General features: G+C 58.5%; 26 protein-coding genes. 23 read left to right on the plus strand and 3 right to left on the minus strand.

Features of this window, described 5'->3' with window-relative positions; all coding sequences use genetic code 11:
- The first annotated feature begins 12 nt into the window (after window positions 1–12).
- The 3 genes from AWB69_RS13665 (at window position 13) to AWB69_RS13675 (ending at window position 1,944) form a co-directional block, all read left to right on the plus strand.
- Window positions 13–297, plus strand: coding sequence for a hypothetical protein (locus AWB69_RS13665; RefSeq protein WP_062085456.1), 285 nt, complete (start codon window positions 13–15; stop codon window positions 295–297).
- Window positions 297–521, plus strand: coding sequence for a hypothetical protein (locus tag AWB69_RS13670; RefSeq protein WP_062085458.1), 225 nt, complete (start codon window positions 297–299; stop codon window positions 519–521). The genes AWB69_RS13665 and AWB69_RS13670 overlap by 1 nt, the downstream gene beginning before the upstream one ends.
- Before the next feature lie 190 nt (window positions 522–711).
- Window positions 712–1,944: an SGNH/GDSL hydrolase family protein gene (locus tag AWB69_RS13675; protein ID WP_062085460.1), complete on the plus strand. Its 1,233-nt coding sequence runs from the start codon at window positions 712–714 to the stop codon at window positions 1,942–1,944.
- Between the two features lie 89 nt (window positions 1,945–2,033).
- On the opposite strand, the gene AWB69_RS49310 is transcribed toward AWB69_RS13675, so the two are convergent.
- The 3 genes from AWB69_RS49310 to AWB69_RS13690 all read right to left on the minus strand — a co-directional run bounded on the left by AWB69_RS49310 (window position 2,034) and on the right by AWB69_RS13690 (window position 5,197).
- Window positions 2,034–2,567 (minus strand): hypothetical protein, encoded by a 534-nt coding sequence (locus tag AWB69_RS49310; protein ID WP_062085463.1) that lies wholly within the window; start codon window positions 2,565–2,567, stop codon window positions 2,034–2,036.
- Between the two features lie 79 nt (window positions 2,568–2,646).
- Window positions 2,647–3,858 carry a DUF1173 domain-containing protein gene (locus AWB69_RS13685; protein WP_062085465.1) on the minus strand — a complete coding sequence of 404 codons (1,212 nt, stop codon included), beginning with the start codon at window positions 3,856–3,858 and terminating at the stop codon, window positions 2,647–2,649.
- Between the two features lie 70 nt (window positions 3,859–3,928).
- Window positions 3,929–5,197, minus strand: coding sequence for a KfrB domain-containing protein (locus AWB69_RS13690; protein WP_137954111.1), 1,269 nt, complete (start codon window positions 5,195–5,197; stop codon window positions 3,929–3,931).
- A gap of 410 nt (window positions 5,198–5,607) precedes the next feature.
- Between AWB69_RS13690 and AWB69_RS13695 the strand changes: the two genes are divergently transcribed.
- From AWB69_RS13695 to AWB69_RS13790, 20 genes are all read left to right on the plus strand, one after another.
- Window positions 5,608–5,940, plus strand: coding sequence for a DUF5658 family protein (locus AWB69_RS13695; protein WP_062085467.1), 333 nt, complete (start codon window positions 5,608–5,610; stop codon window positions 5,938–5,940).
- 147 nt (window positions 5,941–6,087) lie between these two features.
- Window positions 6,088–6,348 carry a hypothetical protein gene (locus AWB69_RS13700; RefSeq protein WP_062085469.1) on the plus strand — a complete coding sequence of 87 codons (261 nt, stop codon included), beginning with the start codon at window positions 6,088–6,090 and terminating at the stop codon, window positions 6,346–6,348.
- 7 nt (window positions 6,349–6,355) lie between these two features.
- The gene (locus tag AWB69_RS13705) at window positions 6,356–7,132 is read left to right on the plus strand and encodes a DsbC family protein (protein WP_062085471.1); all 777 of its coding nucleotides are present in this window, start codon (window positions 6,356–6,358) and stop codon (window positions 7,130–7,132) included.
- Complete coding sequence (locus AWB69_RS13710) at window positions 7,129–7,386, plus strand: hypothetical protein (RefSeq protein WP_062085472.1); 258 nt, start codon at window positions 7,129–7,131, stop codon at window positions 7,384–7,386. The genes AWB69_RS13705 and AWB69_RS13710 overlap by 4 nt, the downstream gene beginning before the upstream one ends.
- Window positions 7,386–7,907: a lytic transglycosylase domain-containing protein gene (locus AWB69_RS13715; RefSeq protein ID WP_062085473.1), complete on the plus strand. Its 522-nt coding sequence runs from the start codon at window positions 7,386–7,388 to the stop codon at window positions 7,905–7,907. Before AWB69_RS13710 ends, AWB69_RS13715 begins: the two co-directional genes overlap by 1 nt.
- Window positions 7,904–8,572: a hypothetical protein gene (locus AWB69_RS13720; protein ID WP_062085474.1), complete on the plus strand. Its 669-nt coding sequence runs from the start codon at window positions 7,904–7,906 to the stop codon at window positions 8,570–8,572. The genes AWB69_RS13715 and AWB69_RS13720 overlap by 4 nt, the downstream gene beginning before the upstream one ends.
- Entirely contained in the window at window positions 8,569–9,594 is a 1,026-nt protein-coding gene (locus tag AWB69_RS13725) for a TraU family protein (RefSeq protein ID WP_231937095.1), read from the plus strand. Before AWB69_RS13720 ends, AWB69_RS13725 begins: the two co-directional genes overlap by 4 nt.
- Window positions 9,595–9,604: 10 nt before the next feature.
- Window positions 9,605–10,105, plus strand: a complete 501-nt coding sequence (locus AWB69_RS13730) for a TrbC family F-type conjugative pilus assembly protein (protein ID WP_062085475.1) — start codon at window positions 9,605–9,607, stop codon at window positions 10,103–10,105.
- Window positions 10,106–10,140: 35 nt separating this feature from the next.
- A complete protein-coding gene (locus AWB69_RS13735; protein WP_062085476.1) occupies window positions 10,141–10,611 on the plus strand; it encodes a hypothetical protein in 471 nt (156 codons plus the stop codon).
- Window positions 10,601–10,963, plus strand: a complete 363-nt coding sequence (locus AWB69_RS13740; RefSeq protein ID WP_062085477.1) for a hypothetical protein — start codon at window positions 10,601–10,603, stop codon at window positions 10,961–10,963. Before AWB69_RS13735 ends, AWB69_RS13740 begins: the two co-directional genes overlap by 11 nt.
- Before the next feature lie 12 nt (window positions 10,964–10,975).
- Window positions 10,976–11,575, plus strand: coding sequence for a TraE/TraK family type IV conjugative transfer system protein (locus AWB69_RS13745; RefSeq protein ID WP_062085478.1), 600 nt, complete (start codon window positions 10,976–10,978; stop codon window positions 11,573–11,575).
- A complete protein-coding gene (locus AWB69_RS13750) occupies window positions 11,572–12,522 on the plus strand; it encodes a TraK domain-containing protein (protein WP_231937096.1) in 951 nt (316 codons plus the stop codon). Before AWB69_RS13745 ends, AWB69_RS13750 begins: the two co-directional genes overlap by 4 nt.
- 2 nt (window positions 12,523–12,524) lie before the next feature.
- Window positions 12,525–13,862, plus strand: coding sequence for a TraB/VirB10 family protein (locus AWB69_RS13755; RefSeq protein WP_062085480.1), 1,338 nt, complete (start codon window positions 12,525–12,527; stop codon window positions 13,860–13,862).
- A complete protein-coding gene (locus tag AWB69_RS13760; protein ID WP_062085482.1) occupies window positions 13,859–14,542 on the plus strand; it encodes a TraV family lipoprotein in 684 nt (227 codons plus the stop codon). The genes AWB69_RS13755 and AWB69_RS13760 overlap by 4 nt, the downstream gene beginning before the upstream one ends.
- A gap of 15 nt (window positions 14,543–14,557) precedes the next feature.
- Window positions 14,558–14,950: a hypothetical protein gene (locus tag AWB69_RS13765; RefSeq protein WP_062085483.1), complete on the plus strand. Its 393-nt coding sequence runs from the start codon at window positions 14,558–14,560 to the stop codon at window positions 14,948–14,950.
- Between the two features lie 94 nt (window positions 14,951–15,044).
- The gene (locus tag AWB69_RS13770; protein ID WP_062085485.1) at window positions 15,045–17,624 is read left to right on the plus strand and encodes a TraC family protein; all 2,580 of its coding nucleotides are present in this window, start codon (window positions 15,045–15,047) and stop codon (window positions 17,622–17,624) included.
- Complete coding sequence (locus AWB69_RS13775) at window positions 17,621–18,040, plus strand: hypothetical protein (protein ID WP_062085487.1); 420 nt, start codon at window positions 17,621–17,623, stop codon at window positions 18,038–18,040. The genes AWB69_RS13770 and AWB69_RS13775 overlap by 4 nt, the downstream gene beginning before the upstream one ends.
- Window positions 18,033–18,563, plus strand: coding sequence for a signal peptidase I (gene lepB / locus AWB69_RS13780; protein ID WP_062085489.1), 531 nt, complete (start codon window positions 18,033–18,035; stop codon window positions 18,561–18,563). The genes AWB69_RS13775 and lepB overlap by 8 nt, the downstream gene beginning before the upstream one ends.
- Window positions 18,564–18,573: 10 nt before the next feature.
- Window positions 18,574–19,560, plus strand: a complete 987-nt coding sequence (traF, locus tag AWB69_RS13785) for a conjugal transfer protein TraF (RefSeq protein WP_062085491.1) — start codon at window positions 18,574–18,576, stop codon at window positions 19,558–19,560.
- A gap of 9 nt (window positions 19,561–19,569) precedes the next feature.
- Window positions 19,570–21,051: a conjugal transfer protein TraH gene (locus AWB69_RS13790; RefSeq protein ID WP_062085493.1), complete on the plus strand. Its 1,482-nt coding sequence runs from the start codon at window positions 19,570–19,572 to the stop codon at window positions 21,049–21,051.
- The last annotated feature ends 7 nt before the right edge of the window (window positions 21,052–21,058 follow it).

The raw sequence follows: 21,058 nt of genomic DNA on the forward strand, positions 1-21,058 counted from the left end.
TCGGACTCAGCGATGGGACAGTGGAAGATCGAGAACGAGTACTACATGTCGCATCCCAGCGGATGGACTATCGCGAAATACAACGTAAGCGATGCGCCCGTTTACATGCTGTGGCAGGGCGACACGCCCCGCGGTAAGCGCGACAGCGTCCGTGATGCAATGAGCTTGCACACGCAGCTTGTCGGCGCGGAAGTTGCACCTACGCAGGCTGTTGCACTGGCACCATCGAACTCCCCTGCAGCATCACCATTGGTCGATAGCAGCGGGCAGCCTTCAACGAAGTCCGGGAATCTGTAATGAAAACACTGTTCGGGGTGGGTGGCATCGTGGGGATCGGCGCCGCCCTTGGGCCGCTTGGCTGGCTACTCTGGTATCTGAGTCACGGTCCCCTCAGCGAAACGTCGATGTACCAGTTGACGATCGCGATACTCGTAGCGTTGCTTTTCGGCGTCAGTTCCCTGTTGGGCAGAAGTCTTGTCGGCGGTACTCGTCGCCGACCTCGCATCACGTTGGGGGAGTAGAACGGTTGTTGTTTTTTCTTTTGAAGAACGTTTCTTCTAAAACATCAAAATATCGTTTTTGATGTTTTGATGTTACAATGTTAAACACAATGCGACGTAGTTTTGCTCTGACGCTGCGGCCGCATCAATGACTCAAATCAAATAACTTGGACGGCTAGACCGTCGCCACACAAAACGAGGACATGACCCGATGAAGTCGATCAATCAAACCAATATTCAGACCGGTTCGGACCGCAACGCGCTCGCGCGCTTCGCGCAACTGGCGATCGCCGGCGCTGCTTTCGCGATGCTGGCAGCATGCGGCGGTGGTGGCGGCGGTGGTAGCAGCAACACCAGCTCGGCCAACACCAGCACGCCGACAGGCGGCGTCAACCTTCAGGTCGTTTCGTTCGGTGACAGCCTCTCCGATGTCGGCACCTATGCTCCGGTCATTACCGCGAGCTTCGGTGGTGGCCGTTTCACGACGAACCCCGGCGAAGTGTGGACCCAAAAGGTCGCGGAATATTACGGTGGTACGCTCAGCTCGGCCTACCTCGGCGGCTTCGGCCAGCCTCTCGCGGCGTCGACCGGCCTTGGTTACGCACAGGGCGGGGCGCGCGTGCAGGATCCGGTTGGCGAAGGGCATGCGCCGGTCGGCACCGCCAATGCGGACTACTCGGCCGCGACAACCGTTCCTGTCACGCAGCAGCTACAGAACTACCTCGCCGCTCATGGCAGCTTCAACGCGAACCAGCTCGTGCTGATCAACGGCGGCGCCAATGACATTTTCGAACTGGAATCCACCATCCAAGCGGCCGTCACTGCTGACGTAGCCGGCGGCATGGACCCTGCCACCGCGATCCAGAACGAGGCGACTGCCAGCCTCGGTCCGGTCGCACAGACCTTCGCCGGGGTGATCCAGCAGATCGTAGCGGCCGGCGCCTCACACGTTGTCGTTTCGAACGTTCCGGACATCGGGCAGACTCCGCTCGGCGTCACGGGCGGATCGTCCGCGCAGCAACTGCTCACCGCGCTCTCGAGCGTCTATAACGCCGCGCTTACCCAGGCGATCCAGGGCCTTGGACTGCCGGCCAGCAAGGTGATCCAGATCGACGCCTTCAGCTGGCAGGACGGCATCAACGCGAGCTATCAGACGAACGGCTTCACCGTGTCGAACACTGGCACTGCGTGCAATCTGCAGTCGATGGCGGCCAATGCGACCGCATACGGTACGCAGAATCCGAGCGTGCTGAATGGATTGACCCCCGCCCAATACGGCGCTTCGTTCGCCTCGGCGCTGTTCTGCTCGCCCCAAACCTACACCGTGGCCGGGGCTGACCAGACGTACATGTTTGCAGACAACGTGCACCCGTCGACGCATCTGCACGCGCTATTCGCTCAGTACGTCGAGCAGCAAGTCGCCAAAAGCGGGCTGGGCAAGTAGTCCTCTCGGTGGGGGTGGAGTAGGGTAACAATCAGGCTGTCAAAAAAAGGGGCGCTCCATGAGCGCCCCTTTTGCATTCCATGCCCGGACTAACCGGGTGCAAGACCGTGGGAATAGTAGTGAAGCCATAAAGCTCCGAACGCGGTGAGCAACAGCGGCCATGATTTCAGGGAGAGACGCCAGTCCACCGTCGACGGCCACGCTGCGAAGATCAACTGCGCGAGAGCTACCCATACGGCCAGGTCCCACGACGAGAACGTGTAGCCGCTTCGCAGGCGCATCATCGCGACCGCCGCCGCTATGGCATAGCCAAGCATAGGGGCAAGGCTTGCGGGCGCTGCGTTCCACCAACGCAGATTCTCAAACAGGACTTCACCCAGCACGTATGAGCCGCCCTGTGTGCGTTGTGGCCACACCGACAGGCTCACCGGCCGCGCAAGTGTCACGAATCCAACCAGGAAGTGCAGAAGCTCATGGGCGAGCGTGCCGGGCAGGGCGATGAGGGCGAACAGAGCGTTGCCCCGCGCGCACCGAGCAAGCAGAAGCGCGCCGAGAACTGCCGGCGTGAGGTAGGCCGCGATCGGGCGAATCGCAACATGGTCAAGAGCTGGGAAGTGGATCACCGGAAATGCGAGTCAACCGCAAGAGGACTGAGACAGGGTAGGACAGTCTTTCGCATGCGAAAGACTGCTATCTCGACCATTACGCGGCGCGTGAGGGAGCGGCAGCGGGCGGGATTGCAGGCATGATGTCGCCTGCGATCCAACGCACGTGCTCCAGATCGCTCTTATCCGTCAGATCGTTCAGGGCCATCATATAGTCCTCTGACGCGTTCGACGGCACCAGATACATCGCCGTGTGCTTGCCCTGCGTGTCGCTCAGGATGACACTAGCAAGCGGCTTCGAAGCGGCCAGATTGTATCGCAGCCCCTTCACAAACCTCCGTTGCGAGCCGATCAGCGACTCAATGAGGTTCTTTTCGTCGACGTTCGTAAAAGGGATCCACTGCTCCGTCATCACCATGAGTGCCATTTCCTCAATCTGCGCCACACCGGTTCGATCGACGCTAAACGTTGCGATCGTCACCAGGTGGATCTCTGGAAACGCATTCCACAGGCTGACCTCGTCCTTGAATACCTTCAGCTTCTTGTTCAGATCCTCGCTGATCATGAAAAAGAAGTCCGGAACCTGCTTCAGGACCATCTTTTTGCCATACCGGGCCGCAGTGACTTCCTTGACTTCGCCGATCACAATAAAAAGCTTCTGACCGGGTCGGTCCGACTGCTCGGCAGCCGCGATGAAGGCCTTCCGTCGCTGCGTGATTTCGTCTTTCCTGTCCACATAGAAGGGCTCCGGCACATAGAGTGTGGTTGGCAGGTGCAAGCCCTTGGTGAATTTTCCCTGCGCTGCGCGCGTCAGGTACTTGTGAACCGTCGCCCAGCTGCGCTTACCACCCATGCCCGGGTTCCAGTGTGTCAGGTGCGAGGCGTCCCACAGGAAATGCAGCAGTGACCTGATCGTCAGCTTGGAGCTATCCGCCTTGACGCTGCCGGGCTCCGAATCGGACGGGGCGGGCGGCGCCCGGCCCGCAATCTTGTTGAGGGCAAAGTCGAGTTTGAGCATGGTCTTGCCCTCCTCGGTGTCCTCCTTGATCGCGTGTCCCATCACCTCGCCCAGGCCGCTCAATTCGGCGGGCGGCTCGTACGAGTCGCAGTCCGCTGAGTGTTCTGCGCCTGACTCGGGCATCCGCTTGATCTGGAAGTGCCCGGAGACCTTAGAGACATACATCGGTGCCCCCGGCCTCACACACAGGCACAGCGGCCGGATCTTCGTGTGGTGTACGCGCCCCAGCGCTGCCTGCAGGCCCGGGTCATCCTCGGTATATATCTTCCCGTCGATCGAATATTGGTGCATCTCCACTTCCCCGTAGTGTTGCCGTTATCCGTGGGCCTCTGGTGACTCCGGCGGGCCCGCCTCACCGGATTCATAGCCCATCTATCGACCGCTTCTGCGTGTTCTGTTGCGTGGTGTCACGCTGACGGCTCTGATCGAGCTGCTGCGTCGATTGCTGCTGTCGGGTCTGCTCCGGCGTCTGCTTGCGCTCGTTCGCCCGGTATTCGAGTTCGACGCTCTTGCCTACATGCACCTCGCCACTCAATTGAGCCCGCGTGAAGCGCACGGCGTCCGTTCGACCCGTCTGCACCAGGACGTGGGTGTCCGTGACTTCCACGACCTTGCCCGCCACGCTCGCGCGTACCTGGCTCGCCTCGGTAATCCGTAACCGCGTCTGCGCAGACTGTGCCTGTCCGGCCTCGGCGGGGCGATCTGCTGCTAGAACAGCCTCTTCGCGACGTCCTGGCGTGCTTCCTCGTTCTCGTGCATCTCCTTGATGCCTTTCATCGCGCTGTTGATCCACTGCGAGGCGATCTCTCGGTGCGAGTCCAAGGGCTTGCCGGTAGGCGTCGTCGTTGATTCGTCCGGCTTCACGGTATTGCTCGACTCGGGCTTCGAGTCGTTGCTGGATGTGTTCATGGGTACCCTCTGATTTCAGAACATTGATGTTGTCGAATCCCTGCAGATTGACCGGATTTGCCCGATCGCGGACGTCGATGATGTCCAGCAGCAGGTTATTCCCAAAGTATGCGCCAAGTTGCTCCAGTGACACCGGCAGGCCACCCTGAATCTTGGCGATCGTCGCGACGCTCGAGCCGCGTCCTTCCTCGTAGAACCGCCGAAGCGTGTTGTCCAGTGCGTTCTCCGAGCGCGCGTGAACCACGATGATATGAGGAATGAACCCGGCGTCAATCGCTTGCTGGATCTTGTCGACGCTGGTCGCAAACGTTGACATCTGCCCCTCAAAAATCATGTGCGCGTCCGCCGGCAGAGCATTCTCCTTCAACACCATCGACGTCTTGCCCGCGCCTGGTGACCCGGTCAGAAAGTAGACGACGTCGCGCCCTGATTCACGGTTGCCCTGCAGATTCTCCGCGAACAGGGCGGAAGAAAGCACCGCAGCCGTGTTGTGGACCGGATTGTTGTAGCGGTTGCGCGATTCACGGGACGCGCTGAACTCCGGAAACGTCTCCTTGAACAGATCCGCAGCGACATACCGACCATCGAAAGACCGAGCATCCTGCCGGTATGCCTCGATGTATTTTTCCGGTTCGGCCTGCGCCGATTCAATCGCTTTCTCCTGCACAAGGCGTCTATCCGGTTCATCGAAATTCACATACCGAATATTTTCAAGCTGCATAGGCACACTCCGGTCATTGAGACCACTTAATGGCGGGACTTCTTCAATACAACACCGATTTTAAAAGCTGCTCTTTCCTTCAAGGCAAACACCCGATCCGCCGCACGAACTCGCCAACTATCCGCTCTCAAAGCGAACGGACAGCGGCGCTCAACTCTTGCGAATTTGTGGCTTCCATTGGCAGAAGTTGCGAGACGCCCCTCGTATCGACACACATTTCGGCCAGCTGATCGGGCTCACAAGAGGTCTCACGAACCTGTGAAATCGCGGATGCATATTTCTGACCGCATTTGCGAAGATTTCGTTGTGGTAAGGCTGCGTCAGGTAATGCAACTCATTGAAAATTAAATTATACTCACTACCGCGCATGATACAAGTTAAGCACTCGGCGCAGCCTATACGGGGGCAAAATGACACGAGACCAATCTCTAAAAACGGTTTTAGGGAACCGCACGCCGATCCTTCTCGGCGCAGTTGCGGTTCTTCAAGTGCTGGACTGGCATAGCACTCTCATCGCCCCCAGGGGGCGCTTCGAGACGAACAAGCTTTTGAACTGGCTCAGTCAGTGGATGGGCTTCGCGCTCGTGATTTCCATCGTCAAGCTGTTCTTCATCGCCATCCTTTTCGTGGGATTCCTCTACTGGCGCAAACACAAGGGCGTGTACGACTTCGAGTTCACGGTCTGCCTGTGCGTGTCGGCGCTGGTCTACAGCGCGGTGGTAGTCAATAACTACGCCTCATAACATCAATATTGATATTCTGATGTTGAGATGTGTATCATTGCTCTGACCTGACTCGTAAGGCTCCCCTCTCGGCACTGCAAAGGAGAAACGCCCGGCGTGCTGGCTCGCTTCGGTATCATTTCGGGATCTAGCAACCGGGAGCGAAAAATGACCGCCATTGTTGAACAGGATCTGAAGGACGCAGCTGCGGCCGGAACGATCAAGAATTTCGTAATCGAAGAAGCAGAGACGGGCTATGTCCTTCTCACCGTTTTTAACCGATCCAATGTCGAGCACACCCTGTACACGCAGCGTAATCGCGTACGCACATGGGCAAATGTGAACCCGCTCATTGAGTTCATCCTGCATTACAAACCCGAGCTGCCAGAGGTGACGATCCGCCTCATGAGGCGCTCTCACCCTACTTAGAGGATTCATGCGCTTCTTTGTCAAAGCATCCGCAGCACTGATTTTTGCCGGTTACACCCTGTTGGCTCACGCAGGGTTTCCCGATGATCTGGTCAAACGATTCCCTGCCGCTCAGGGCGCGAAGATCGAAAAGGCGTTTCCGGGGTTCTGGTCCGTCGTCAAAGGCAGCGAGGTTTTCTTCGTCCGCGACGACATGTCGGTCCTGATTTCTGGCAACGTCATCGACCTGAAGACCAACCACTCCATCACGAACGACCTCGAAGAAGCGAACCGTCCCAAGATCGACGTCTCGCAGCTCGACACCAAGGACGCAATCAAGTTCGGTAGCGGCTCCCGGCACCTCTACGTGTTCTCCGATCCGGATTGCCCTTACTGCCGGATGCTCGAAGGCAGCCTGACCAAGCTGACCGACGTCACGATCTACATCTTCCCCTTTCCGCTCGCCCAGCTACACCCGAACGCTCCGGGCGTTGCCGAAGCGATCTGGTGTCAGGCCGACCGCGTACAGGCGTGGCACGACTACCAGAACATGGCGCAGTTGGTCAAAGCCGATGCGCTGCTGCCTGCATGGCACGACTATCTCCATCAACACAAACAACCGGAACAACCGGTGTGCGACAACCCGATCGCCCGCAATCTCGCGTTCGGCGAAAAGTGGCATCTGAATGGCACGCCCGCGCTGGTCTTCGAAGACGGCACGCTAATCCCCGGCTCGGCCCCGGCTGAACGGATCGAGGCGCAACTCGCAAAGTCTCACGCCAACATCGCGACGGCCTCCAAATGAAGAACCTTCTTACCCGACTGCTTTCGCGGCTGGCCGTGCGTGGCCAGCACTCGGTCCTCCACGCCGGCGTGGTCACGCTCATTGCCACGGCGGTTTTCATGATGTACACGGCAGGTGAGATGGGGGCGATGGGTCCGCTGATCATAGCGATGTCTTTTTACGTCGTGTTCGCCGCGGTGATGATTGAGATCGTTCTCGGTGTGTTTGCCCTCGTCAGAAAATTCGCGCAGGGCGGCCTGCGTCGTTATTCGTGATGATTCGCTTTATTGCGCCTCTTTTAGTATTACTAATCGCAAGCAATGCAGCACGGGCGGACACTGACGAGTGTTTTGCCCATGCTGCGCAACGTCGGCACCTGAACGTCAACCTGCTGCGCGCGATCGCAAGGGTCGAGTCGAACTACAGGCCGTACGTGACGAACACGAAGACGTATGCGATCGGAGAGATGCAGATCATGCCGTTTCATCTGAACTGGCTGAAGAAGTACGGCATCTACGAGCGCGACCTGTACGACGCCTGCACGAACATCAATGTAGGCGCGTTCCTCTTGTCTGATTTCGTCCGGATGTACGGCAATACGTGGCGAGCAGTTGGCGCATACGGCGCTGGGATGGCGGCCGACAAGGAGCAGGCCCGGATCGGTTACGCCCAACTGGTGCAACAGGCGTACGACCGCATCACAAATCCCGCGCCGACCAAATCCGCCACAGCCCGCGTCTCCCGCGGCGCTGTCCGAGTAGAACCAGAAAGACCAACGATGGTGGTGCAGCAATGAAACAACGAATTCTGATTGCAGTCGCGCTCGCCGTCTCGGCAGTCGCCGGCGGAGCCCGCGCGGAAGACCTCGGGGTTAAGGCGCAGACCTATGCGCTCGACCGCGACGCCGCGGACCAGATCAAGGACGTGATGCGCCGCAAGAAGGCAAGCGGTGAAATGGACCAGTTCTGGAAGACCTATCGCGACCGCACGATTGCCGCGATCAAGAATCCGCCGTCTCTCGGTATCAAGACGGACTACACGGCGCACGCCGAGCTGCGTGCGCTGCAGTTCGCGATTCCGGAAGACTACAAGGATCAGAACGGGCGCGTGATTGTCAAGCGCGGCACCGTTGTCGAGCCGCTGAAGATCATGCCGCTGACGTACGGGTTGCTGTTTATTGACGGCAACGATCCCCGACAAGTCGAGTATGCGATCAAGCGCAGCGAGTCAGAGCCTCTGAAAATCGTTCTGACCGCTGGCTCGCCGTACCTCATGCGGATCAAGTACCGCAACGTTCCGTGGCATGGCGGCATGGGTGTGCCGTTTTACTTTGACCAGCGAAAGATGATCATCAGCACCCTCTCGAAACTCTACGGCGTCGAGATCAACAGCGTGCCGGCCGCGCTGTTCCAGCAGGGCGACAAGCTCGCGATCCAGTTTGGCATGGGAGCCTCAAATTGAAATATCTGATCCGTCTTTGGTTTGCCCTCGTTGTCGGCTTCGGGCTTTCTGGTGGCGCACAAGCCCAGGAGATCTGTAACGGCAGCTTTCCCAACCTGATTACCGACGTTTGTTACGACTGCATTTTCCCGATCTCGATCATGGGAGGGTTCATCAATCTCGGCGTGTCGGGCGATGACTACGATACGGGGGTGAGCGGGTCGCCGATCTGTATTTGCGCTAACAACCTTGCAATCGGTACGCCGGTCTCTTTTTGGGAGCCGCGGTACATGGTCGACACGACGACCAAGCCGGGCTGTATGCCACTCCTCGGCGGGATCGACATTGACACACCATACAACTCGGCTGAATACGGAAGCGAGAACTTCACGACCGCGCCACTAGGGGGCAAGCGAAAAGCCGCCTTCATGCAGGTCAACGAATACATAAACCCCGTAATGTCTGCGCTAGGCGTGGTGGTCAACAACCCATGTCTGGACAGCCGCTCGTTCGACGTGCCGTTCCTCAGCTGGGCCGATCCTACGTGGAACGATGACGCCCTGTCGCTAATGCTCACTCCCTACGCATATCCGTTCGCCGGGGTGGCGAGCGTAGCGGCAGAACTGCCCGACGCCATTTCCGCAACCTTTGGGTTTCCCATGGAAGTCCTTTTCTGGGTAGCCGGCGCCTGGGGGCCAATGTATCCGCTGGATGGCAATGTGGCGGTCGCCAATACGCAGGAACAAGTCTCTCACCTGATGGTGGCCCGCATCTTCGCCAAGCTTCATGCAGCAGGCGCACAGCAGACCTCGGCGGGACAGGATGCGCTGGACTCCTGCGGTGCGCTCGGCGTCCCGCAGCTCATCATGGACAAGCGCCAATACAAGACCAATCGAACCTTCCCGTTCCCGGACAACATGTGTACGCCGATCGGTCGACCGTTGGCCTTTCAGGAGATTGGCGCGTCGCGGCCGCAGGACAAGGATTACGGCTACTTCGTCTTCCAGCGCAAGGACTGCTGCGCAACCACGACCATCCAATAAAGGCACACGCATGAAAAAGCTGTTCGCATTTCTCGCACTCGCTGCCGCATCAATGGGCACGCACGCTGATACTCCGCTCGTGGACGCAATGACGGCCCGCTGGAACACGTTCATCTTCATTTCGACGCAAATGCCGCGACAGACTGTGCTTGAACTCGCCCGTGAGGCAAGCCAGGCCCACGCCGTCATCGTGCTGACCGGCTTTGGCGGCCCCGGCAACACGCTGACGTCGACGCAAAAGTTCGCGGCCGACGTCAACGCGGTTTGCTGCGGCAAGCAGCCCGCGCGCTGGATCATCGATCCGAATCTCACGAAGCGCTATGGCGTAACTGCTGCGCCGACTTTCGTGGTCGGTCACGGCAGCAGCGATAACCCGGGCGAATACTCGAAAGTCTCCGGCGAAATGAGCCTCGCACAGGCCCTGAAGTTCTTCGCGCAGGACTCAAAACTCATTTCCGCAAGCGACTATGCAAAGCGTGTCTATTACGCTGCATACGGCGACAAATATTAATTGTGATCAGTTCATCTAGTGATTAAAATAAAGATATGAACAAACACAAATTACTCATCTGGATCTGTGCCGCACTGCCCGCAAGCGCTTTCGCAGCACTGCCGAATGACGGGGTCACCTTCGTTACGCACGGACCATACGCCGCAGGGGCGGCCACGGTCCAGCCCGCGAACGGTGGTATGTACGTGTATTCATCCAAGCCCGTCGAGGATGGCCGTCGCCCGATGCGTTTCATGGTCGGGAAGCCGGCCCGGCAGACCTACGATCTTTTCAGCGCCGAGGAAGAAGCTGCGCTCTCTCAGGTGCGCGCCGATCAGATTGCCGCTGCAGCTCGCAACCGAGCCCGTCTGCGCCACGTGCGTTTTCATGCGCAACCGAAGCTGAACTGGCCCAAAGTGGTTCTGATGGGAGACAAGACCTGCGTGCCGCAGCTGCCGTTCGCCAGCTCGGCCGACTGGAAGGATCATCTCGTCTGCTGGAGCGCCGGAGACTCTCGTGTCGAATAGGTCATTCCATATTCCCAAGTACGGCGGTGCGGAAAGCGCGTTTCTAGGCGTCGAGTTTCAGGACACCTACATCCTGATCATCAGTGTCTTTGTCGCCCTGGTCGCTGGCCGGTTCTACGGAACGGGCGCATACCTCGGGATTCCCTTCGTCGGCTATCACGCGAACCGCAAGTATCTGGAATGGCGCAGTTCGCGTCTTCCAGGCTTCGTAACGGTGTTCCTTTTCAGGTTCGGTCTTGCCAAATACTCCAAGGGCTTCAACTCGCAGCGCACGGTGTACGTCGGAGACTCGAAAGTGATCAATCCCGGCTCTAAACGGCTGCTCAAACGAATCCTTCCTGACGGGGAGTAAGAGGAAAGTTATATGGATCTTCCAAATCGAAACAAGTCCGTCGCCGAACTGCGCAAGGACAACAACAAGCTGATCACCGCCGTGATGTGCATTGCCATCGCGGCGTTGCTCATCGCCGCAAAGTCTTTCTTCCAGTCAGACGTTGTTATCAATCAGGTTCCCGGCATGCCGGACGGCGCGAAGATCGAACGGAATGGTATGGACGCCGGCGCGATGCAGGCATACGCGTACGCCGTTACGAATGCGCTGGCGTCAATCAATCCGAGCAATGGCGATAGCGTGAAGAAGTTCGTTCAGCCATTTCTGTCGCCGGCCTGTTTCACCAAAGTCAGTCAGGCGATCGATAACAAGGTCGCGTTGCTCAGCTCGCAGCACGAACTCGGCAGTTACTACTTTGTTCTTCGGGGTTTTGAGGCCGACCCGAAGCTCGGCCGGGTCTTCGTGAAGGGAGAGCTACATACGGTCAACGCTGCGAAAGATACCTCCGAGCCCTACGTTTTCGAATATCCGGTGCATTTCGCTAACTACCAGATGATCTTCGACGACGTCACCTCCTACTCCGGTGACAGGGTGCACAACTCAACTTGGATCCAGGCGCAACAAAAGAAATGATGCAGACAACGAACCGTTATCTGGCCGCGCTGCTAACCGCGTCGATCGGCCTTTCAGTTGCCGGCACTGCCCAAGCAGACAGTGCCCCCGCCGCGGTTGATTTTGGTCAACCGGCCCCGACCGCACCCAAGAGTGCAGATGTAAAGCACAAGGTCGTGCATACAGTTCACCAGAAGGCGCGTGACCCGCTCGCCGTCGATCCCAGCGTTGCGGTGAAAGCGACCGCGCCGAAGGAGATCGATCTGCCGGGCGTGCTCAAGGTGCCGGGTGAGAGCATGGACGTGCTCGATCCGACCAAGGCGCGAAGGATCGCATGGACAAACGGCGGCTCGCAGACCGTTTACATGAGCATCAACGAGCCCAACCGCATCCAGCTGCCATTCAAGAACCCTTATATCGTTCAAACCAGCGATGTGAAGGTCGATCACCGCCCGGCCAGTAACAACATCTATGTGTACTGGCCTCAGCTGCCGGCGCAGGCGCGGCAGTTGTTCATCGAACCGCCGGACGGTGGGCCGACGCTCGGCCTTGAGCTGGTTCCGAAAGACATTCCGGGCCAGACCGTGATCGTGACGGACGACACCGGGATTGTGTCGGGACATCGGAAGTCGGAATCCAGCAGCAGCGACTACATCAGCCACGTGCAGGACGTCATGGCGACGGTCGCCCTCGGTCATGCGCCGGACGGATATTCACAGGTCGACGTGAATCTGCCGCCTATCGCAATGGACGGTCTTGCTGTCACCGTTGACGAACGTTATAGCGATCGCGACGGCGATATCTTCGTCTACAGCGTTCGCAATCCGGGGCAATCCCGTGCGCTTCTGAGGGAGCAGGAATTCGACGGGGCGAACGTCCTCGCCGTTTCGATTTTCCCCAAGCCGCTGCTGCAGCCTGGCGAGAGAACGAAGGTCATTGTGCTTGCCCGCAAGCGTGAGGAACAGTAAGCATGGAAATGCCATCATTCATTCAGCAGAAGCGGCAGGAGTGGGACGACATGGATCCCAAGTTCCGCTATCTGTTGATCGGCGTTACCGTTATCGGTACGGCCTTCATCATCTATCAGCGCATTATCCACCAGGCCCCTGCGCCGTCGACCGCCGCCGCATTGCCCGCGCAGGTAGTGCCGGCGACTGCAGCCGCTCCCGGCACGCCTGCACCGCAGCAACCGGGGTTTAACCAGAACATCAACGTTCTGCCTACGTCTCCGCGGAATCAGGGGCTGGAGGACCTGACGACGCAGATCGATTCGCTCAAGCAGCAGGTGGCGGCGTTGCAGCGCGGACAAGGCACGGGCAACGCGGGTGGCGGTTCGACGGGGTACGTCCATGTCGTCAGCCAGCCAACGAACGCCGCGGCTCCTGCTGCGGCAAGCGGCGCCGACACAGCATCGAACAATGGCCTTGGCAAGGATCTGCCCGCATCTGTGAGCTTCGACCAGCCCGGGTCGCGTGCTGGCAAAGCCGGGGCCGGTTCGCCGGACGGAGCCGCCGCACCGATGGACCCGCCTGTGCCCGTAGCGCCAGCACGTCCGATGATGGTCTCTGATCCAGTCCAAAAAACGTCGTCGGCTGACGATGCCAACCGTCGCCCCGATCTCGTTCTACCGATGTACACGGGCGTTGAGGCGGTCATGCTTTCTGGCATCAACGCTCGCCCGAGCGGATCGAGTGGTGGAGCGGTCGGCAGCGTGACCTCGGCGATCGACGTCGGCGCACCGTTCGTTTCGCGCGTGAAGGGCGTTGCGATCATGCCTAATTCCTGGAAGGCATCAGATCTCGAAAACTGCTTCATCGGTGGTTCCGCCACAGCTGTTCTGAGCGCCGAGCGGGCGTACGGCATTGCGGACCACATTAGCTGCATTTTCAAGAACGGCGACGTATACGAAGCGCCGATGAAGGCGTACGCGCTGGATGTGGACGGCACCCTCGGCCTCGCTGGCAAGGTGGTCAACAAACAGGGGGCCATGCTGATGCAGGCCGCACTAACCGGCGTGGCCGCCGGGCTCGGCTCGGCACTCTCACCCAGCTCGGTGCCTTCGTATAACACCAATGTTGGCAGCGGTTCGGAACAGAGCTTCACCTACCCGAGCCCGAGCTATCTGGCCGGCACTGCAGTAGGGCAAGGCATTAACCACGCCGCAACCGAGCTTTCGCAGTTTTACCTCAATTTCGCCAAAGAGACCTTCCCCGTCGTGGAGGTTACCGCGGGCACGCGTGTGACGTGGATCCTAAAGGAAGACATCGTGCTGAAGAAGCGGACCCCAAAGAAGGACACTGACCAATGAAGCAGATACGCCGCTCCAACATCCTGACCGCAACCGTGGCCGCTGGCCTGCTCGTGGCGCTCTCCGGCTGTTCGACAGCCTTTAACCCGATCGGGTCGAACTCGTACGACTGCAACCGCAAGCAAGACCCCAGCAGTAAGTACTGCCACAGCTTCAAGGCCGTCGAGTCTTCCACGAACGGAGAACTCCCCGACAGCCGGTTCGACGCCGAGCTGAAGTTCAGCCAGTACGACAAGGACACCGAGATCGCCCCCGTGGGCGACAAGTCGCATACGGGCATGAAGTCCGGTGGTGGCGAGGCACTCGTCATGGGTTCAGGTTCGCTTCCGCTACTCGGCGGCGCCGATCCCGCCCCGACAGATGGGGCCCCGGTTCGCCAAGGCCCGGTCGTACAGCGAACGTGGATCAAGCACTTCGTTGACGACAGCGACATGTTGACCAGCGACATGACCGTCTACAAAGAGATCGTGCCGACCCGTTGGGCTGGGTTCGATGGCGGCAATCCCGCCGGCGGCACGCAAGGCAACTACCCCCACAAGATCGCAGAGACAAAGATTGTTGCCGATACGAAGGCCGCACCCGATCCGTCTCCGCGTACCGATTTCATCCAGCCGGGCAGTCAAACGTCGGCTGGTGAAAGTAGCCCAGGCACCTCAATGCCGAATTCAATGCCACAGTAATAAGAGAGGAAACCAATGAAACAACAAGCCGCAGTAAGTCCGCTGACCACGTCTGTCCGCCCGTTTCGTCCCGCTGCTGTCATCGTTCTTGCCATGGGCGCAATGCTCATTTCCGTTGGCGCGCTGAACGGCGGTACCGCACTCGGGGCCAGCGCGTGGGACACACTCGTCTCAACCATCCAGAGCATGCTGGGCAGCACGCTGGTGATGGCGCTGGTGCTTCTTTCGTTGATCGTCACGATCTGGCAGCTGGCACACGGTCAAGGTTATCGAAACCTGACGGTTGTGCTGGGCATCCTCGCCGTTGCCCTCATCGGGCCGTCCCTTATGACCACGGTCGCGACGGCTACTGGCGTGCCTTCGACCGTCGACCAGGTGCAAATGAGCACCTTCGATCTCGCGCATTAAAACCCCGCGGCCTTTCGCATGCGAAAGGCCTTCAAAGCGCGGCGTGAGCCTTCCTGGTCACGCCGCGTTCCGCTGACGCCGAGAGAGATTCACCTTGACTGCTACCACCCAAAAGCTACAAAAGAAACCGGCCAGTGACATGGTCAATCTCGAGACCTACACTTCCGATACAAACCTTGTCATCAGCAAGGCGGAAGCGGAGAAGCCCTATGTGGGCGCGGTCTATCGGATGACACCTCTCGCCGGCGGCGGTGGAGAGTTCAGCACGGTTGTGCAAAACATCTTCAAGGCCGTTCCGGATGACTCTGTTATTCAGGTTAGTCTCGTCGTCCATCCCGATCACGAAGCCCCGGAAACGTTCGCCAAAGGAAAGCTATACGGTGGCCACGTCGTTCAGGATCTGATCGGCCGCCACAAGAAGCTGCTGCAGTCGGCTCTGACGACTGGATCGCTCGTCGACATGCCGATCCTGAACAAGCGTACCGTCGTTATCTCACTCGCATTCCCGAGCCGCAAGGTCGACAGCGATGTACTGGAAAACGCGGAACATCTGCACAACGAGTTCTATGCGAATCTGAAAGATTGTGGCTTCTATGACGCCGAAGTTCTGAGTGCACCCAAGCTCGTAGGGGTGTACCGACTGTTCGCCGATATCTTTGAACCGCAGACCGAGGTCGCACTCGACCAGCTCGTTGACCTGAAGTACCAGATCTACGGCCCCGACCAGAATTTTGATTTCCGGGATTCCCGTGTGGGAATCTTCAATGAGAAGACCTACTGCACGGTTGTAACCTGCAAGTCATACCCGGAAAAACCATTCCACGGGATCATGAATCTCGTCAGCGGTGCCCCCTTCAATAGCGGCACGACCAAGGAAGGCGGCGGTAAGCGTATCGACACACCGTATATCCTCACCACAACCGTGCGCGTCGCGAGCCAACGTAAGGAATGGACTCGCATGGAGAGCGCGATCAAGTCGCGCACCGCAACGCAAAACTTCCCGGTGAAGCTGGGCGTCGAAGACGCGGCCGCCAAGCTGAACGACCTCCTCGAGCTGAAGAAGCAGGCGGCCGAGGACGGCAACAAATTCGTCTACGCGTCCACCAACGTGTTCCTGTTCGGCAGGAAGCGTGAAGACGCAGTTCGCGCAGCTGCAACGGTTAAGGGGACGTTGAACAAGCTCGGTTTTGACGCGCGGGAAGTAGTAGGAAATGGGCTCGTGCGCTGGGCACAGTCACTGCCGCTGAATTTCTCGTCGGCTATCGCCAATAAGGTCGATGGCGAAGCGGTCATGGCGGCATCCGAGGTCGGGTGCCTCCTGCCGGTCTATGGCGACGCTCTTGGCAACGTCAACAATCGTTTTCCTACGACCGGCGCGTCCTACATTACGCGGCGGGGCAGCGCCCATTATTTTGACCCGTTCATCAGCAACTCCAACTTCTGTGGCGTCATGGCAGCGGAATCGGGTGCAGGCAAGTCCTTCAATCTGCAGTACATGATTGACTGTGACCTGGCTGAAGGCACGAACGTGGTCCTTTTCGACAATGGTCGAAGCTCCAAGAAGTATTGCTATTCGGTCGGCGGGGAATTCAACGAGTTCGGCGGTGCATCGGGTTTCAGGCCGTCTCTCAATCCGTTTACTGGCCTCACCGACGACGAGTTCGATGAGCAGCAGGAGACTATTACCGCCCTGCTGACGATGATGGCGTACGACAACGAGGAACAGGACCGTGGCTCCCGTATTGCGGCAAACGAAGCCGTCAAGGCTGCGTGGGGTCAACAGGGCAACAAGGCAGAAATTGCGACGGTCATCGACTGCCTTGAGCGCATCGTTGCATCTGCCATCGAGAATCCCATGAGAAGCGAGCCCGTCACGGCAGCTTTGAACCTGATTCCCCGCCTCAAGGCTTTTATCGAATCTCCGACCCGTGGAGTGTATTTCCGCGGCCCGAGCACGCTGAACCCCAAAAAGCAGCTGACCGTGTTCGAACTGGCCAGCCTGGGCGACGACGATCACCTGAAGCGTTGCGTGCTGTTTTGCTGCCTGAACGTCTTGATGACCCGAATCCGGACGGTGCGAGGGCGCAAACGGATCTACGTCGACGAAGCTCAGGATCTGATCAAGGTCCCGTCTGCTGCTGACGCCCTGGAGGGACTGTATCTGAAGGGGCGTAAGGAAGAGTTGGCGGTCTGGATCATTGTTCAGTCGCTCATGAAGGTTTCTATGTTCCCCGCCGGCTCGGTCATTCTCCGGCAGTCGGCATGGAAGGTCATCATGGCTCAGAAGTCTGAAGAAATTGACGCTGTGATCGACCAGAAGGTGATGACCGCTTTTGCCGAGGATGCGTATTTCAACCGTCTGCTGCGGAGCGTCGAATCCAAGAAGGGATTCTGGAGCGAGATGCTCATCATGGGCGAGAAGACTTACGAGGTCGCGCGTCTGTATGTCGACAAATTTACCGCGACCCTGTTTAGCTCCGAAGGCGATGACAAGGACGTCGTGTTCAAGCTCATGGAAGAGGGCATGGACGTGCTCGACGCCGTTGCGAAGGTCATGGGCGATACGAAGGCACGGCGCACAGAGTGGATGAAGAAAGCGCTCAACCTTTGGACGGATCACGACGGTCTTTCGCCGAGGGAAATCATTAACGAGATAACGGAGCTGCTCCAATGAAAAACTACTTTACCGCCGGAGACCTTCCATACTCAGTCGCGATCATGCTGTGCCTCGCGACATATCTGATGGGTCACCAGGCCGCGACGCCGGCAAAGAACGTTGCGGTCGTGGAGAAGGGCGCTGTCATCCTCGAAGCGACCCTCGACCGCCCGAACCTGTCTGAGGCGCAAATCAAGGCCCAGGTCAGCGAGCCGATCAAGGCAGTGCTACGCCGCTATCAGAAAAACGGCTACGTCGTCATCGACACCAGCCGCAATGACCAGGGCGAAATCACCGTGGCCGCTATCCCGCCGAACACGATTGACATCACGAATGAACTGCGTACGGCCGTTCATCTTCCGATCCAGAAGCCTGCCCTGGCCGCGCCTCCGGCTGGGGCCTCCAACGCGGCGGCCGTGGGCAATCATGAATAGCGCGGCACCCGTAGTCAACGATGGGTCGAAGCCCAGCAACCAGCGCGGCAAATTCGCCGCGTTTTTTCTCGGTGTGCTTCTGCTGGTTGTCGGGTTCTGGTGCAAGCCGATCCTCACGCTCGGTTTCGATCCTCAAAGCGAGCGCTGCCTGCCTGACCTGCATCTTGCGCTGCTCGTTCACGAAGCTCCGCAGACCGTACACGATGGAGACCTCATCTTCTGGAAGCCGAGCGGCGCACTCGCTGGCTTCAAGGAACAGTTCATTCTCAAGGAAGTCGCCGGCGTTCCTGGGGACCACGTGACGATCAGGGACGGCAAGGTGCAGATCAATGGAAAGACTGTGGTTCAGGGGTTTCCGCTGGCCCGCTTCTATCACCGAAGCGCAAATGATTTCAATCGCGATGAAACCATTCCTGCGGGCGAGTTCTTTATGGTCGGCGTGCATCCGCTGTCGAACGACTCGCGCTATTGGGGCTATCTGGACGCGCACCAGATATCCGGTTTTGCCTACAAACTTTTCTGACGACTACAACATGCCCGGCCGCCGAAATACCGTTCTCGCCCTGCTGGTTGCCGTCAGTTCACTGGCGGCATCTGCCGTTGCGTTCGCGCAGCAAGTCGCTCCGCGCGGCGACGACTACGGCGACGCCTTTCTGAACTACGAACCCTACGTGACACCGGGCCAGAAACCCGACGCCGAACCCAAACCGGCGCCGCAGGCCGCAGCGCCGGCACCTGCTTCCGCTGCCAAGCCGACCGGTAGCCAAACCGTCGACGTCGCTTTTCTGCGTAAGGTTTATCCAATGCTGGAAGAGCGCGCGATCAACGACCCGACTGACGCCAATGTTTCCGCCTACATGTACACCAAGCGCATCGTCATGGATAAGGCTCAACGGTTCAGCGAGGCCGTTACGCGGGTGCTGCACGAGGATCCTGTGCTGGACGAAAACAATCGTGTCCCCTATGCGTCGACGGGCGCGATCGCGGTACGAAACGCGGACTATCAGGCCCAGCAGAAGGCTGTACAGGAGCTTTCTCAAGTTGGCGGTCTGGTCGTGTTCGTAGATAGCTCCTGCAGGTTCTGCGCGATGGAGCTGCCAGTGCTGGGGATGCTTAAAAATGGATACGGCCTTGAGTACGTCGTGATATCGCTCGACGGCACGAAGCCCAAGGGATTCAAGGGCAACGTGATGCAGGACAACGGGCTGTTTCACAAGCTGAATCTCAAGCTCACTCCGTCTGTCGTTTTCGTTCCTCATCCCAAGGCCTATGACGGCTCGACCGATCCGAACCGGTATCTCGTCGTGTCGCAAGGCTTCTATGCGGAAGACGAACTGATCAAACAGATCGCCTATGCCGGTCACGATACGCGATTACTCAGCGCTGATGTCATGCGGGATTTGAGCGTGTGGGATCGTGGCGTAGCGACGAGCACTGACCTGCAAAGCCTGAAGCTCGACCCGAACAAGCCGGATACGTTCAGAGAAACCCTCCAACCTTACTTGCTCAAGCAGTACTAGGAGTCGCCCATGCGTCTAAAACATTTCCTGGCGGCCATCGTGCTTATGGTCGCCCCGATATTCGCCTTCGCGGGGATCTTTGCGGACCTCGGCTCGATGGTCATGAGCAATTCGACAGCGCCCAGCACAATGAGCACCAAAGACCGGGTCGGAGTGTTCATGGGAGGATTCACCATGCGGACTCCGATCTCGGCCGTGAACCTCATTACCTTCGACCCGCCACGCATTGACGCTGGGTGCGGTGGCATTGACCTGTACGGGGGTTCGTTTAGCTTCATCAATGGCCAGCAATTGATCCAGATCTTCCGTCAGGTTGCGGCCGACGCCGCTGGCCTCGCGTTCAAGGCTGCTATCAAGGCGATCTCGCCCTCGCTCGACGCGTTGATCACCGAGTTTCAGACGCTGCTGCAAAACATGAATAACCTGGCAAAGAATTCCTGCCAGATGGCGCACATGCTTGTCGATCCCGCGGCTTCGGCGTTGTCGAATGCAGTCAATGGTGACGGCAACATTGCGGGTACGAACTCGAACATGTTCTCCGACGCCTTCGGTGGACTGACCAACTATCTGTCGCAGGCGAATTCGTACCTCAAACAGCAGTCGGCTAATAACCCGAAGAGCGGCAACGCACTGGTCAAGACGGTTGTGTCTTCTGGCGCATCCTCGATCATGGGGCTTGCCGGTCTCGGCAACGTCGACGGCAGCGGTGATGATCCGACCAATCCGAACAGTCTGAACAACGAGATCCTCTACGCGCTGCTCGGCTACAACATTGATGCCGTGCCTTGCAATAGCTACAACGGTGCAGGTCAAGCGCCGTCAACCAGCACTCCCGCGAATAATACGGTGGGACAGGTCACGTGCTCTGGACCGGCTCTCATTACCCTCGACGACATTATCAAGGGTGGCGGCAGCGGCTCATTGAACCCAAATACACCGTTGTCGCTGTATCAGTGTGTCAATCCGAGCGGAAGCATTACCGGCGGTGTGGACGATCAGATCTGTACGCAGATGCGGGTGATTCCGTTCAACTATCAAGGCATCCAGGGGTGGGTGAATACGATGTTGTTTGGGTCGCCGGACCCCGCCTCGTCCATTACCGGAACCTCGATCATCGGGCAGGTGAACAGCGGGCAGTCGACACAATTTACGGCATCGCAAATCCAGTTCATGAACCAGGCTGGCGTGCCGCTGGCGGCTCTGCTGGCCAAGACCTCGAATCCGAATACCCGTATCGCAATCGCCGAGCGTCTTGCGCCGCACATTGTCGATTGCGTGGCGTCGCATGTAGGAGAGGTTCTCTACAAGGGATCGAACCTCATCCAGACAACGACAGGTTTCGATATCACCAAGGACGAGAAGGATCGTATTGCACAGCTGCGTGGCGATTTTCTGACCAAGGAAACGGCGTGCAACAACAGCGACGTGCTGTTCAAGATCGTCTCGGAAATCAACGAGGACACGCGTTTCACGGCCTCCAACATCAAGTAACCGAACG

It is taken from the genome of Caballeronia udeis (assembly GCF_001544555.2).
In the GTDB taxonomy this organism is placed as follows: Bacteria; Pseudomonadota; Gammaproteobacteria; order Burkholderiales; family Burkholderiaceae; genus Caballeronia; species Caballeronia udeis.